General features: G+C 70.9%; 13 protein-coding genes. 4 read left to right on the forward strand and 9 right to left on the reverse strand.

What is annotated here, in order from left to right; translation table 11 throughout:
• The first annotated feature begins 38 nt into the window (after positions 1–38).
• Both RHM57_RS12475 and RHM57_RS12480 read left to right on the forward strand, forming a co-directional pair.
• A complete protein-coding gene (locus tag RHM57_RS12475) occupies positions 39–533 on the forward strand; it encodes a hypothetical protein (RefSeq protein WP_166791042.1) in 495 nt (164 codons plus the stop codon).
• Positions 530–1813 carry a J domain-containing protein gene (locus tag RHM57_RS12480; RefSeq protein WP_322135305.1) on the forward strand — a complete coding sequence of 428 codons (1284 nt, stop codon included), beginning with the start codon at positions 530–532 and terminating at the stop codon, positions 1811–1813. The genes RHM57_RS12475 and RHM57_RS12480 overlap by 4 nt, the downstream gene beginning before the upstream one ends.
• A gap of 27 nt (positions 1814–1840) precedes the next feature.
• Here the strand turns inward: RHM57_RS12480 and RHM57_RS12485 are convergent, their stop codons facing one another.
• The 4 genes from RHM57_RS12485 to RHM57_RS12500 all read right to left on the reverse strand — a co-directional run bounded on the left by RHM57_RS12485 (position 1841) and on the right by RHM57_RS12500 (position 6387).
• Entirely contained in the window at positions 1841–3820 is a 1980-nt protein-coding gene (locus tag RHM57_RS12485) for a hypothetical protein (protein WP_322135304.1), read from the reverse strand.
• Between the two features lie 205 nt (positions 3821–4025).
• Positions 4026–4889 (reverse strand): nuclease-related domain-containing protein, encoded by an 864-nt coding sequence (locus tag RHM57_RS12490; protein ID WP_322140936.1) that lies wholly within the window; start codon positions 4887–4889, stop codon positions 4026–4028.
• A gap of 109 nt (positions 4890–4998) precedes the next feature.
• Positions 4999–5841 carry an alpha/beta hydrolase gene (locus RHM57_RS12495; RefSeq protein ID WP_322135302.1) on the reverse strand — a complete coding sequence of 281 codons (843 nt, stop codon included), beginning with the start codon at positions 5839–5841 and terminating at the stop codon, positions 4999–5001.
• 162 nt (positions 5842–6003) lie between these two features.
• Positions 6004–6387 (reverse strand): hypothetical protein, encoded by a 384-nt coding sequence (locus RHM57_RS12500; protein WP_322135301.1) that lies wholly within the window; start codon positions 6385–6387, stop codon positions 6004–6006.
• Positions 6388–6500: 113 nt separating this feature from the next.
• Between RHM57_RS12500 and RHM57_RS12505 the strand changes: the two genes are divergently transcribed.
• Positions 6501–6767 (forward strand): acylphosphatase, encoded by a 267-nt coding sequence (locus RHM57_RS12505; protein ID WP_134449383.1) that lies wholly within the window; start codon positions 6501–6503, stop codon positions 6765–6767.
• 26 nt (positions 6768–6793) lie between these two features.
• A complete protein-coding gene (locus RHM57_RS12510) occupies positions 6794–7585 on the forward strand; it encodes a Pr6Pr family membrane protein (RefSeq protein ID WP_322135300.1) in 792 nt (263 codons plus the stop codon).
• Between the two features lie 17 nt (positions 7586–7602).
• Here the strand turns inward: RHM57_RS12510 and RHM57_RS12515 are convergent, their stop codons facing one another.
• From RHM57_RS12515 to RHM57_RS12535, 5 genes are all read right to left on the reverse strand, one after another.
• Positions 7603–8457: an SDR family oxidoreductase gene (locus tag RHM57_RS12515; protein WP_322188250.1), complete on the reverse strand. Its 855-nt coding sequence runs from the start codon at positions 8455–8457 to the stop codon at positions 7603–7605.
• Positions 8458–8537: 80 nt separating this feature from the next.
• Complete coding sequence (locus RHM57_RS12520; protein ID WP_134449380.1) at positions 8538–8801, reverse strand: hypothetical protein; 264 nt, start codon at positions 8799–8801, stop codon at positions 8538–8540.
• Between the two features lie 319 nt (positions 8802–9120).
• A complete protein-coding gene (locus RHM57_RS12525; protein ID WP_322188252.1) occupies positions 9121–10593 on the reverse strand; it encodes a flavin monoamine oxidase family protein in 1473 nt (490 codons plus the stop codon).
• Between the two features lie 97 nt (positions 10594–10690).
• On the reverse strand, positions 10691–12448 hold the full coding sequence (locus tag RHM57_RS12530) for a methyltransferase (protein ID WP_322135297.1): 1758 nt from the start codon (positions 12446–12448) through the stop codon (positions 10691–10693).
• 52 nt (positions 12449–12500) lie between these two features.
• Positions 12501–13580: a LacI family DNA-binding transcriptional regulator gene (locus RHM57_RS12535; RefSeq protein WP_134449379.1), complete on the reverse strand. Its 1080-nt coding sequence runs from the start codon at positions 13578–13580 to the stop codon at positions 12501–12503.
• Positions 13581–13725: the final 145 nt, after the last annotated feature.

Here is a 13725-nt window from a genome sequence, read left to right on the forward strand (position 1 = left end):
GGGACCGAAGCCGGCGTCGATGCCACTAATCTGGGTCTATGGCCGACGCCCCCACGCTTCCCGACCCGTTGCCGCTGGAGTTCCAGCGCCCGCCGCGGTGGCCGACGCCGACCCTCGACTGGGTTGCGGGCAACCAGGGCTGGGAGCCCCCTGCCGGATGGACGCCGGTTCCGGAATGCTCCCCCGCGCCTCCCGGCTGGGTGTTCTGGACCCGCTCGGAGGAAGGCTGGACGCGCTTCGCGGAGGAGAACCTCGCCCCGGCGAAACGGTCCCTCTGGATCGGCGTCGGAGTCTTCGTCGCCGGCCTGCTCCTGACCGTGCTCGGTCTTGCGGTCACCCACAACCCCCTCTTCCTCGTGTTCGTCGCGGCGATCGTCGCCGGCCCGATCCTGACGATCCGCGCGGGCTCCCGGCTGAAGGAGATCGACGACGGCCTGCTGGACCGGGTTCGCGCCCTCGCTCCGCAGTACAAGTACACCCTGCAGCGCCTGGCCTACAACAAGTACCTCCGTTCGTTCGGCCCGCTGTCATGACCCCGGAGATCGCCGCCGAGATCCTCAACGTGCCTGCGGGTGCGAGCCGCGCCGAAATCGACAAGCAGTTCCGCAAGCAGGCGCGGACGCACCACCCCGACCTCCTCGCCGGTGCCTCCGCGGAGACGATCGCGGCCGCGACCACCGAATTCGTGCGGATGTCCGCCGCACGCGACGTGCTCTACGGCGAGCTCGACCGGGTGGCGAGCAAGCGCACGGATGCCGCACCGCCGACACGCGCACCCGCTGCGGCCCGGCGGGCCGCGGCACCGGATCCCGCGAGCACCGCGGCTCCGTCCGGCCCGGCCACCGCGTCCGCGGGCCCGGCCGCCGCCGGAACTCCGGCAGCTGGCCCCTCGGCCGCAGACCCGCGCGGCGCCGAAGCGCGCGAGGCGCAGCAGCAGTACCCCCAGCAGCGACCGGCGGAGAACCCGCAGGCCCAGTTCGGTCCGCGTGCCGGCTGGACCACCCGCGGACCGGACGACCAGTACATCCGCCGCGGACCCGTTCCGCCGCCGCCCTCGCCGGTCCGGCGGACGCCGATGGATCCGCGCGACAGCAGGCTCCCGCGCCAGGCCCCGGGAACACCGTCGAACCCGCTCGATCCGGAGAGCTTCCAGTACCCGCCGGTGCGGCAGCATCCGCCGGCGCAGGAACCGCAGAACCCGGCGACCCGCCCGAACCCGCAGTACGGCGCGCCGTTGCCGATGCCGATCGAGCGGCGCCGGGCATTCGTCGATCGCCGCGACCCGGGCAAGGCCGGCCTGCCGTACCCGAACGACCGCCGTCGCCCGCCCGCCGACCGGCGCGACCCCCGGAATGCCGACACCTTCCCGGACGATCGTTACAGCCAGCACCCCGACACGTTCTACCGCGCCAGCCCGCAGCAGGATCCCGCGGGCCAGGACACGGGCCTCCCGTCTGCCCGGCCGCGGCACAGCACCGGCCCGGCGCCGGACGGTGACGCTCGGGTAGCGGACCGGCGGGCACCGCAGCAGCGACCTCCGGCCCAGCAGCACCAGCAGCCCCGGCCTCCGGCGCACGAGGAGCGCCGCCGGCGACCGGCATCCTTCGTTCCGCCGGGCTTCGTGCCCATGGCCGACACTCCGACGGGGTCGATGCCGGCTGCACCCGCGGCCGGCGCCACCGGAATCCCGGGCGTCGACCCCCAGGCCAGTCCGATGTCGTTCGCCGATTTCGTGCTCGCCCGCGACGCGCAATCCTGGATCCCCTACGTGGAGAACACGCTCCCGCCGACCCACCCGCGCCGCGCCGGCTGACCCGGCCGGGCGGTCAGGGGTGACTGCCTAGGCTTCCATATCGTCGTGGGTGACGATGCGGATCAGCTCGACGCTGCCGTCCGGCTTCTGCCAGAAGTGCATCCGGCGCGCGGCCGGGGTGTTCTGCTCGATCGACACCCGCATGCAGCGGGCGCCGTCCCAGCGCAGCAGGTGCGGGTCTGCGGGACCTGCGCCCTGGCGCAGCGCGTGCAGGTGGCGGCCCTGCAGGGTCTTGACCCGTCCGGTCAGCACATCGACGGATGCCTTGAACGCCTTCGCGAGCTGCCCGTCGTCGAGCCCGCTCAGGGAATCCGCGAACCGGTCTGACAGGCCGTAGCTGTGCGGCAGCGGCCATTCCTCGCGGTCGGATTCCGGGACCCGGTCGACCCAGGCGAGGGCGATCTCGTGGCGGACCCAGCTGGTGGCATCTTCCCAGAGGGCGCGGCGGGACTCGTATTCGCTGCTGGGGGTGGGGGCGACGACGGTCCGGCGGGACTCGCGCAGCATCCGCTTCTGGGTGCGCTGCTCGTCGCGGAGTTCGGCGACGGTGTGGCGCAGGGTGCCGAGTTCGACGAGCGCGTCGCGGAGCTGCAGCTGCGCGGAGCGGGCCTGCTCGCGCAGGCGGGCGAGGTCGGACTCCGTGCTTCCCGCCTCGACGAGCTGCGCCTCGAGCCGGGTGATCTTCGCCTTCGCCTCGGCCAGGGAGAGCTGGGTGGACTGCAGGGCAGACACCGACGTCGGCGCGCACGGCGCCGGGGTCGGGCCGACGCGGAACGGAATCGCGCCGGGCGACCCCGCGGTCGCGGGTGTCGGCCGGCGCACGGCGTGCACGCGGCCGGGCCCGGGGAACGGGCGCGGCACGATCGGCCGGGGAGCGGCGAGGTCGGCGGGCGATGGCCGCACGGCGCCAGCACCGGCGAGCGCGTCGGGGAAACCGGCCTCGCCGTGCAGGTCGTCCTGGGCGAGAGCGGCGCCGGCCGCGCGAACGAACCCGGCAAGCCCCTTCGCGGACATGGCCGGGTCGAAGACGAGGTCGTCGCCGCTTCCGGTGTCGTCGTCCTCGACGAGCGGGAGCAGCGGGCGGTTCTCGCGCAGCCAGGGCGGCCCGTTGAGCACGGCGGCGAGCGGCGGCAACACCGGCTCGTCGTCGTCGACGTCGCTGAGCACGAGGTGCAGGGCGCCACTCGGCAGGTGCATGACCCGCGCGGCCACGACGTCGCCCTCGGAGAGCAGGGTATCGACGAGGTCGCGCGGGTTGGCCGAGATGTCGGCGCGGGTGATCGTGAACGTGAGGTGCGGGTGCAGGGCGAGCACGGCCTTTTGCGCGCTGACCTTCTGCACCAGGGCGAGGGTGACGCTACCGTGCGGGTAGCGCTCGGCGATCACCTCCGTTGTCGGCGGTTTGAGCTCGACATTGAGCCGGTGGGTCGGGGCATCGAGGGCACCCTGGATGCGCTGGCCGGGCGAGAGGGTCCAGTCCAGCGGCACGGGCGGGTAAGTGAGTTCCTGCCAGATGGTCGCCATGCCGCCGTCATCGAGCTCGACGAGGGCGCGGGAACCGTGCAGCATGAAGCCCTTGACGGTTCCGGTGACGGTGATGACGGATGCCGGGGCGAGCGCGAAGAGACCGGCGTGGTGGGCGTGAGCGAGGGCATCCGTGACGAGTTGGTCGGTCGCGTGCTGGGGGTCGCCGTGCGTGAAGCGCAGGCGGGACCTGGCCAGGTCGGCGAAGGGGTTCGGCCCGGTGGGGTATGACCGGCCGGCGCTGCCGTAGACCTGGAATTGGGCGGGGAGCAGGTCGCCGAGCTGCCGGGTGAGTTCTCCGGTCTGCACGAGGAAGACGCGCGCGACGTCGCCGATCTGGGTGGCGAGCTGATCGATGCCGATCTCGGGGATGGCTGTTCCGAACGGTGAGGAGACGACGACCCAGGGTCGATCACGGGCGGGGTCGTGAAGGCCGATCGCAAGCTGCTGCACCGCGGAGCTGGTCTCAACGCGGGTGTACACGGCTCACTCCTCCCCAGGCCCGTGGATAGGCCGTGGGAACAAGGCTACGCCAGTATCCTAGACGGATTGCTCCATTCGTTAAGTTATGGGGTGTATATGAAGCATTGTGTGCGGGTTGCCCACCCGGGACACGCGGTGTGACGCAGGATGCACCTCGTACTGGGGCGGCGCCCAGCCGATCACTGGTGAGTGCGAAGCCGCGGAGTCAGCGACCCGAGCCGGAGAAAGCGCCGACCAGGACGATGCCGAGGTTCGCGGCCAGGTAGGCGGAGACGCCGAGCCCGACGACGACCTCAAGGGGGGCGAGCACGAGGCGCTGCAACCGCGCCGACCGCATCTGGTTGTCGAGCACTGTGAAGCGCTCCATCAGGCCGTCGCCCGTGCCGACCGGCACGGTTTCGGCCCAGCTCGCGGGATCGTCGAGCAGCGCGATCACCTGGAACCGTTCGAGCGGCGTGAGCACGCGCGGCAGGGCCGTCAGCCACGAGACGAGGTCTGCGGCGTCGAGCACGGTGACCGCGTTCTCGGGGCCCATGCGGACGACACCCTTCGGACCGACGAACGCGAGCACGGGGTGGATCGGGACGGTGAAGTCGAGGTAGGCATGCAGGAGCGTGTCGATGCGTTCGCCCTCGAAGGCCGCGTGTTCGAGGTAGGGCACCGCTCGATCCCCGACGATGACGTCCTCGCCGATGACCCGCACCGCAGCACGGCGGTGCTGCTTGGTGTTGATGGTGACGACTCCGCAGGGGCCGACGACGACGTGGTCGATGTCCCAGCCGTTCACCCCGACGGGGAGCCCGTGGAAGACCGCCCACTCCGGAGGCAGCTGGGCGAGCAGTGCGCCGACGGCGAGTTCTCCCTGCGCGCCGCGGTACCAGCCCAGGGCATTGCCGCCGAGCGGGGACCGACCGAGGAAGCGGGCGAGACGGGTGCGACGCGGGTGGGCACCCTGCTGGCGCAGCAATTTGTCGATGATGGCCTGCGCGGCGAACCGGCGGCGCATGCCCTCGTTTTCGACGCGGCCGTCGTCGATACTGCCCGGATCGATTGTGCTTTTGTCGACCATATGATTGCTCCCCCGGATCGATACTAGCGAGCCGCGGCATCTGCCGCCCCACCCCGTTTGAGCCGCCGCCCCTGTTGAGCCGCTGCCCCCGCTCGCGCGCCCGCCTGCTCTAGTCGTGCTTCTTGACGAAGTCGATGGCGAGGTCGGCGACCTCCTCCCAGCCGTGGTCGATCGTGAGCGAGTGGCCCCGGTTCGGCACCTCGACGATCTCGGTCAGACCCGGGTTCTTCTTCTGCTGCTTGTAGATCGCGTGCGAGATCGCGAGCGGCACGGTGTTGTCGTTGTCCCCCGCGATGATGAGCAACGGCCCGCGCTCGGGATTCTTCGTGTCGACCCGCGCCTCAGTGAACGGGTTCAGGTTCGCGGTCGCGGCCTGGAACAACGGCACGCCCGATGCGGCCACGTGATAGGTGTCGTACAGGGCGCGCGCCTCGTCGGTGTCGAGGGCGTTGGCCCAGCCGAAGCTGAACTGCTCGAAGGTGAGCGAGACGGCCCGCCCGGCATTCGCCGGGTTGAGCAGCACCGGTGACGCCGATTTCAGGGCGGATACCGGCAGCGGCAACACGCCACGGAACGGTGCGGAGTCGATCGCGACCGTTGCAGCGGAGACTCCCTCACCGGCCAGGCGCTGGGCGATCAGCCCGCCGAAGGAGTGCCCGACGATGGCGGGTCTGATCGCGAGGTCGTTGATGGCGTCGAGATAGTGGTCGGTGACCTGGGCGATCATCTTGTGGGCGAAGACGTCGGGGTCGCGCTTGGCTTCCTCGATGCTCTCGGGGTCGTCGGGCCAGCCGGGGGCGATGCTTGTGTAGCCGGCGGCCTCGAAGCGGCCGCGCCAGCGGTCCCAGCTGCTCGAGAGCAGCCAGAGCCCGTGCACGAACACGACCGGGCGCAGGCCCGACTCGTTCGCTCGCTCGACCTCGGCTCGTTCCGGTGCGGTCAATGCGTCCATCTCAGCTCCGTTTCGGTTTCTGGCAGGTTCACGCGGCGGGTGCCGGGTGATCTGGGCACGATAACCGCACCGGTCCCCGTCGTCTAGGGCGTCGGCATCCGCGGGCGTGCCGCTGAGTCGATGCGGTCAGCCGCGGTCGCAGGCGGAGGTCAGCGGCGGCGGTCAGCGGCGGCGGTCGATCAGGGTGCGGAGCACCAGGACGAGAACGGCCAGGGGCGCGAACACGATCAGGAGCCGTACGGCGAGCCCGCCGAGACTCGCGGCCGTGCCGGACGCGGGCGGGGCGCCGGTGAGGCCGAATTGCAGGAGCAGCACGCCGATGACGCCGAGTGCCACCGCGACGAGGACGGTGAGCAGGAGCGCCCGCAGGTCGGGCTCTGCGCGCTCACGGCGCCGAACCGCCCAGAGCTGGAGGACCTCGTAGAGCACGAGGGACACCGCGAACGGCAGGGCGACGCTCAGGAGCACGACGGCGAAATAGGCCGCGAACACGAAGAGCGGGTGATCGGGCAGTGCGGGCGTGATCAGTGCGGTAGTCCAGCTCACGTGACTCCCCAGCCTGGCCTCGGTCGGCTCAGCGCTCCCACGGTAGCAAGAGCACTGTATTCCGGCGTCCCCCCGATCGGGACAGGGAACCGGATCGGGGGCACAATGGGGGGATGGTTCGCAAACAGGCGGTGGTGCGCGGGATGGTCCAGGCCGTGGGGTTCCGGTACTACGCGCAGGCAGAGGCCCGGCGACTCGGGCTCGCGGGATTCGTGCGCAACCACAGGGATGGCTCGGTCGAGGTACAGGTCGAAGGGCCGGCAGCATCGGTCGACCGGATGCTCGACTGGCTGCGGCACGGGCCGCCCTCTGCCCAGGTCGACACCGTGCACGTCGAGGACATGCCGGACCGCGGGGACGACGGCTTTCGGATCGAGTGACCTGCCCGCTGGCGTAGCGTTGAAGCATGTGCGCGCGTGCAGATCGTCCCGCCCGCACCGACGACCCGGCCGGGTCGCTCGCCGCGGTTCTCTTGGCGCGCCCGGGCTCGGCGAGGCGTTCCCTGATGCGCTTGGGGCGGCGCTCCCCGGATCGCTCTCCGCTTCACTCCCCGCTTCACTCCCCGCGACGGCGGATCGTCGGGATCGTCCGGCTCGTCCTGGCCGGCGCCGAGGTGCTCGCACTGCTCGGGTACTTCGGCTACATCCTCGGCTTCAAGAGTTTTATTGTGTACAACTACTTCAGCTATTTCACCGTGCAGAGCGCCATCGCCGCGGTCGGTGTCTTCATCGCCGCGGGGATCGTCGCCCTGCGCCGGGAGGTCGACCCACCCTGGCTCGACTGGATCCGGCTGCTCGTCACGACCTACATGATCGTCTCGGGCATCGTGTTCCTCGCGATCGTGATCCAGTCCTCGTCGCGGGCGTACACGATGGAGGTACCGTGGTCGACGCAGCTGCTGCACTTCTGGATCCCCGGGATCGCGCTCGTCGACTGGCTCACCGACACCGGCAAGGCCCGGCTGCCATGGACGACGCTCGCCTGGGTCATGGTCGTCCCGAGCATCTGGGGCGCGTTCACCCTGATCCGGGGCGCCCTGGTGCGCTGGTATCCCTACTTCTTCCTCGACCCGAAGCAGGTCAGCGGCCCGCTCGAGACGGTGCTGTACTGCGTGGTCGCCGTCGCGCTCTTCACCGGGATCGCAGCCATGCTGACCTGGTCGTCCCGCGGCTGGCGGGGCCTCAAGCCCCAGGGCTGAAGGGTAATGGCCGGGGGCTAGGGGCGGAGGTGCGCCCAGGCGTCGGGGGTGGCGCGCAGGTACTCCGGCAGGTCCTGGGGCGGATGCCCGGTGAGGCGTTCGACGTCGTCCGTCACGACATCCATCACGCCGGACGCGATCGCGAGATAGCTTGAGATCCAGCCCGCAACCTCCCAGTCCGGCGCACCGTAGTGAGCGCGGGACGCCCACGCCTCGGGCTCGGTCTCGCGCTCGTAGCGGATCGGCCGCCCGGTCACCCGGGCGAGCTCCGCGGCGCCGTCGCGCAGGCTCCAGCCGCGCGGCCCCGTGAGGGTGAAGGTCTCCCCGTCGTGACGAGAGCCGCCGCCGAGGACGGCCGCGACGGCATCCGCCACGTCGGTGTGCGCGACCGAGCCGATGCGGCCCTCGCCGCCGGGCCCGCGGATGACGCCGTCGGCGCCGCACATCTGCGCGATCAGCCGGTGGTAGAAGTTGTCGCGCAGGAAAGTGAACGCGAGGCCGCTCGCCCGCAGGTGCGTCTCGGTTGCGGCATGGTCCCGGGCGAGGGTGAATTCGGCGTGCGGATCGGCGCCGAGGAACGAGAGATAGACGATCCGCTCGACTCCGGCGGCGACGGCGCTGTCGATCAGGGTGCGGTGCTCGGTCACCCGCTCGGCGCTCTCGGACGCCGACACCATGAACAGGGTGTCGACCCCGGCGAGGGCGGGGGCGAGGGCCTGGGCATCGCCGTAGCCGGCGGTCCAGACATCCGGATGCTGCCGCGCGAGCCGCGCGGTCGAGCGCACGATGAGCCTGGTGGGCGTTCCTGCCGCGTCAAGGCGGTCGCGAACGAGACCGCCGACGAGCCCCGTCGCTCCGGTGAGTGCGATCATGGCTGGTTCCCCTCGGCATCCGGTTGCGCGGTCGAACTGCGCCCTCGCATGGTACAGCGGAAGGGAGTGGGCGGAACGGCCTACAGCGGGATGAAGGTGTATTCCACGGTGAGGTGTTCGCTGCGGCAGGCGCCGCAGTAGAGCACGCCGGAGTGCTGCATGGCGATCACCCGCGGGGAGCACTGCACGACCTTCGGGCCGCAGCACGGCGAAATGACCATGTAGGCGCCGGGCGCGGTCGGATGGTGGCCGCTCAGGCCGCGGCCATGGTGGGAACCCTCGCAGGCGAGGTCGGAATCGAAGTCGAGCAGGCTGTCCAGCTCTTGGTCCAGCAGGGTTTCCATGAGGCACGATCAATCACGCGGTCAAACAGGGGAACTGCAGTCGCGACTGTGGCGGGGCACCGAAGCCGCGACCGCGCTCGGGTGGCCGACGGCACGACATGTGTACATTGCTGGGTCTTACGACCGTTGCACGCAACCCACCCAATTGGCAGCCATCGGCAACACCAACCCGGGAACGACTAAACCTTGGGGAGCTGCACAACGGCGGACCGCACCTGCATGAAGTCCCGGCTCGCCCCGGGAATCTTCAGCGACTAGACATTGGGCATAGCTTACACCGTTTGGTGAGAAATGCTCGGGATTGACTTTATGGGGTTCGTCAGGGCGCGGGCGTCGGCGTGGGGCTCGGCGTCGGGGGCACGTAGAACGGGGTCAGCCCGCGCAGCGCGGCGGCAAGCACCGTGGCGTCGTCGGCCCCGGCGAGCCGGAGCGCCGTGTCCCCGGCGACGAGTCCGACCAGGACGGGCTCCCCGGTGAGCGGCATCATGTTGATCCAGACCCGGAAGTCCTCGTCCCCGCCGACCGTGGTCCACAGCGGGGCGGTCGTGCTCCAGAACGGCTCGTCGAACTGCAGCCAGACCTTGTCGAGCGTGCCCATGCCGAGGTCGGCGATCGCGCCGCGGTGCGCGAAGGGCAGCGCGGGGTCGAATTCGAGCACCCCGGATTTCAGCACCCCGAGCGGAACGGTGACGAGCACCCGGTCGGCGGAGAGCGACTCCCCCGTGCCCAGACGCAGGCTCACGCCGGTGTCGGTGTATGCAAGTTTGGTGACGACGCTCGAGTCGAGCAGGTCGATGCCCTCTGCCGCCTTGGTGAGCAGGTGGGCATATCCACCGAGCACGATCCGGTCCTCGTTCGCGCCGGCGTCCGCGCTCGTGTACCAGCCCGACTGCTGGTCGACGGATGCGCCCGCGTCGATATCGAGAACGGTCGCGACCCGGAATGCGAGCCAGTCAGCCGCCGAAACACCGTCACCGGCATCCGCTGTGGACAGCGTGCTCGCGCCGGAGCCGTCGAGCGCGCCGTGTACGGACATGTCACTGGCCTGTTTCGTGGCCCAGGCGAGCGCGGTCGCAACGGCTTTTTCGCCGGTGTCGGGCACCGCGACGACGATTCCGGCATGGGTGCGGGTCTCGCTCGCGCTCGGAAAGGGGGTGGTCGCGATGCCGAGGCGGGTGAATTCCTCGTCGAGGGACGTTGTGTCGCTGTGGCTCACGAAGGACGGGCCGAGCTCGACAGGGAAGGGCCATTTCTTGTCGCTGACGGTGTCGATGCGGCCGCCGATGCGGTCGCGAGCCTCAACGAGGACGACGTCGAAACCGGCGTCCTTGAGGATGCGCGCGGCGCTGAGCCCGGCGATGCCCGCGCCGATCACGGCGATGCGTTCGCCGGGCGCTGCGGCGGCGATGATCTCGCGCGCCGCGCGAAAGCCGGAGTCGCGGCCGCCCTGCACCGTTCCCGGAGCGTCGGTCGAGGTGGCCTCGCCGGCGAAGAAGACCCGGTCGAGCACGGGTTGGGCGAGCGCAGTGCGCTGCTCGGGCGTGGAGTCGACGGCGGCGAAACTGTACGAACCGCGGGCGAACGGGTCGGCCGACCAGGAGGTGCGGCGCATCTGCGCGGGTTTCGGCACGGGCGAGACGGTGGGCGTCGGTGCGGGGGTCGACGTAGCGGTGGCGGATGCGCTCGGCCGCGGGGCCGGGGACACGCACGCGGTGAGAACGAGGGTCGAGAGACCCGTGACTCCGATGAGGAAGGTGCGACGTTTCATGGCGTTCCGCGCGTCGGGTGTCACTCACGTCCTCCTCTCCGAACGAATCCGGTTGGTTCCAAACTACCGCAGGGGCCGGTTCGGGCGGTCGCCCGCCGCCGGCGGGTACGTCGGGACCGGGTCAGGCGAGCAGTTCTGGCGGGAGGAGGAAACCGTCATCGAGGAGTTCGCGCACGCGCGGGAGGAGCTCGGCGGTGAGATCGCGTTCGGAGACCTCGAGCAGCTCGGCGAGCGCACCGGCGATCGCGCCGACCGCGAGTTCGCCGTCGCAGGCCCCGACGAGCGCGGCGAGCGCGGTGTCGAGCGACACCGACCGGCCGAATCCACTGCCCTGGTGCAGGGTGAGCAGGGTCGGGTCCTCCTGGCCGGGCCAGAAGTGGCGTTCCTCGGTGACGTCGGAAGCAACGGTCAGGGTCGCGTAGACGAGGTCGTCATCCGGGAGGGCCGCGTGCCAGTCGTGGGCGGCGAGGCAGGCCGCGAGGTGGCTGCCGATGCCGTCCGGGTTGTGACCGAGGCCGCCGTGCAGGCGTTCGAGGCGCCGCAACCGCGGAACCTCCGCTGGCCGGGCGGTGTCCGGGCGGCGGAGCAGCAGGTAGCCGAAGCCGACCTGCGTCACTCCGCGCGCCGCGAAGTCGTCGAGCCAGGCGTCGTAGAGGCGGTCGAAGTCGGCCGTGCCCGGCCGGGTGCCGCCGTCTCGGATCCAGGTCTCGGCGTAGAGCTCGGGCGACTGCACCTCGCGCTCGATGATCCAGGCGTCGAGCGCCGGCGCGGGCCCTGACGAATTCGACGGAGATTCGCCCTCCGCAGGGGCCGAAGACGGCTTCCCCGGTGTCTTTTCGGCAAAATCTCCGTCGAATTGGTTCGCGTCGACGGAGGCAGCGGCTGGGGTGAGCCAGTCGGCGAGGCGGTCGAAGGCGTCCTGGCCTGCGCGGTACTCCCAGTTGCCGAGGAGCTGGGCGACGCCGGTCGGGGTGAGGTGCGCGGCAGCCCCGCGCACGACGGACTCGACGAGGGCGTCGCCGACGAGGCCGCCGTCGCGGTACTCGTAGCTCGGCACGCCCTCTGCCCGCGGCGTGATCACGAACGGCGGGTTGGAGATGATGTGGTCGAAGCGCTCGCCCGCGACCGGCTCGAACAGGCTGCCGAGCCGGAATTCGATGTTGGTCACGCCGTTGAGCGCGGCGTTGAGGGCGGCGAGCTCGAGCGCACGCTCGGAGATGTCGGTCGCGACGACGCGTCTGGCGTGGCGGGAGGCGTGCAGGGCCTGGATCCCGCAGCCGGTCCCGAGGTCGAGGGCGGTGTCGACCGGGTTCGGCAGCAGCAGGCCGCTCAGGGTGAGGGATGCCCCGCCGACGCCGAGCACATGGCTCTCGCCGAGCGCGTGCCCGAGTACGAGCTCGCCGAGGTCGGAGGCGATCCACCAGCTGCCGGCCCCGTGGGCGTCCACGAAGCTGTACGGGCGGAGCTCGACGAGCGGGCGGAGCAGGGTGTTCTCGTCGGCGCCGGGTTCTGCGCCGGGTTCTGCGCCGGGTCCGTCATCCTCACCGACGCGGGCGACGAGCCCGAGCGCGACGGCACCTGCCGCCCCGAGGCTCGGGAGCGCCGCCGACAGCGCGCCGCGCGTCACCGGGAGTCCGAGAACGAAGAGCTGCGCGAGGGTCGCCGACGGCTCCTCGCGACCGAGCCTGGCGCGAAGGGCCGCGAGGGCCCGCAGGGCGGGGACCCGCTGGTTGCGGCGGAGCGCGGCATCCGCTTCGGGGCCCCAGAGTCCACTCAGGGTCGCGACGGAATAGTGCGCCGCCTCGAGGTCTGCTCGCAGGAGCGGGATGAGGACGAGGCTCTTCGCCGGGAGGGCGGCGGGATTCGGTGCAGGGATCACTCCCCCATTCAACTGCACGGCGCGGCAGGCAGGACGGTGCTTTGTCCGCGACTCAGCGCGAGACCTCGCTGACGAGGGCGTTCACGGGCACCGAATCCCGGGGAATGGCCGCGAACTGCCGGGTGATGAGCCGCGGGGTGACCATCCGGAAGGGCGGCGGGGCCGGATCGGATGGCGCGCCGGACTTCCCCTCGAACTCGCCGGCGAGGAGCTCGAGGGCCGCGGCGGCGACTTCGTCGACGGGCTGGTCCACGCTCGAGAGCCCGATCGCCGCCGCGATGGGCGTGTTGTCATACCCCGTGACCGGCACCCGGGCCGGGTTGGCGATCATCGCCCCGAGGGCGAGCGCGTCGCTCGCACACAGCACCGCGTCGATGCCGCCGGCCGTGCGGGCGAGCTGCTGCATGGCCGCCGCGCCCTGGTCGACTCCGTCGGCCGTGACCACCTCGAGGCGGGCGAGGTCCTCCGCGGAGACGTCGCCCCGCTCGAGCATGGCGTCGTGCCAGCCGCGCCGACGGTCGTCGCCTGTGCCGGACGGGCTCGGCCAGCCGATGTAGGCGATGCGGGTCGCACCGGCGTCCTGCTGCGCGCGGGTCGCCGCGTGCAGGCCAGAGTAACCATCCACGTCGACCCAGGGGTGGCGCGGCGCGGTGAAGTCGTCGCTCCGCCAGGGCCGGCCGAAGGTGACGAAGGCGATGCCCTGCTCGAGCAGCCACTCGGTGCGCGGGTCATCGGCGGTCGTCGAGGTCAGGACGAAACCGTCGACATCCGCCCCGTCGTTCAGGCGCCGGAACTGACTGATCTCGTCCTCGGGGCTCGTGGCGGTGAACAGGAGCACACGCAGGCCCCTGGCATCGGCCTGCTCGGTCAGGGCATGCAGGAACCGGTCGAGTACCGAGCCGGAGATGCCGTCGATCATCGGGTCGAGGCGGATGCCGATCGTCGAGCTGCGCCGGGTGCGCAGCCGTCTCGCCGAGGCGTGCGGACGGTAGCCGAGGGCGCTGATGGCCGCCTCGACCCTGGCGCGGGTATCGGCCTTCACGATTCCGGGCGTGTTCATCACGTTGGAGACCGTCTGGCGGGACACCCCGGCTACGCGCGCCACGTCCGTGACGGTGGGGAATTCTCCCATGATCTCTCCCTGCCGGTGCTCCTCGCGCCCCGGGCACGAGGCCCCGTGGCTGGAACGATAAAACCAGACTAGCGCGTCGGATCGATCCCAGAATTAGATCGATCAAAGAAAAAGTTTGATCGATCAAATAAAACCGGCTATCGTC

The sequence above is a fragment of the Cryobacterium sp. 10S3 genome, assembly GCF_034344045.1.
GTDB classification, from domain to species: domain Bacteria; phylum Actinomycetota; class Actinomycetes; order Actinomycetales; family Microbacteriaceae; genus Cryobacterium; species Cryobacterium glucosi.

Coding starts and splice junctions, on each gene's coding strand:
- RHM57_RS12475 (WP_166791042.1), top strand. CDS start 39: ATGGCCGACGCCCCCACGCTTCCCGACCCGTTGCCGCTGGAGTTCCAG.
- RHM57_RS12480 (WP_322135305.1), top strand. CDS start 530: ATGACCCCGGAGATCGCCGCCGAGATCCTCAACGTGCCTGCGGGTGCG.
- RHM57_RS12490 (WP_322140936.1), bottom strand. CDS start 4,889: ATGGTCGACAAAAGCACAATCGATCCGGGCAGTATCGACGACGGCCGC.
- RHM57_RS12495 (WP_322135302.1), bottom strand. CDS start 5,841: ATGGACGCATTGACCGCACCGGAACGAGCCGAGGTCGAGCGAGCGAAC.
- RHM57_RS12505 (WP_134449383.1), top strand. CDS start 6,501: ATGGTTCGCAAACAGGCGGTGGTGCGCGGGATGGTCCAGGCCGTGGGG.
- RHM57_RS12510 (WP_322135300.1), top strand. CDS start 6,794: ATGTGCGCGCGTGCAGATCGTCCCGCCCGCACCGACGACCCGGCCGGG.
- RHM57_RS12515 (WP_322188250.1), bottom strand. CDS start 8,457: ATGATCGCACTCACCGGAGCGACGGGGCTCGTCGGCGGTCTCGTTCGC.
- RHM57_RS12520 (WP_134449380.1), bottom strand. CDS start 8,801: ATGGAAACCCTGCTGGACCAAGAGCTGGACAGCCTGCTCGACTTCGAT.
- RHM57_RS12535 (WP_134449379.1), bottom strand. CDS start 13,580: ATGGGAGAATTCCCCACCGTCACGGACGTGGCGCGCGTAGCCGGGGTG.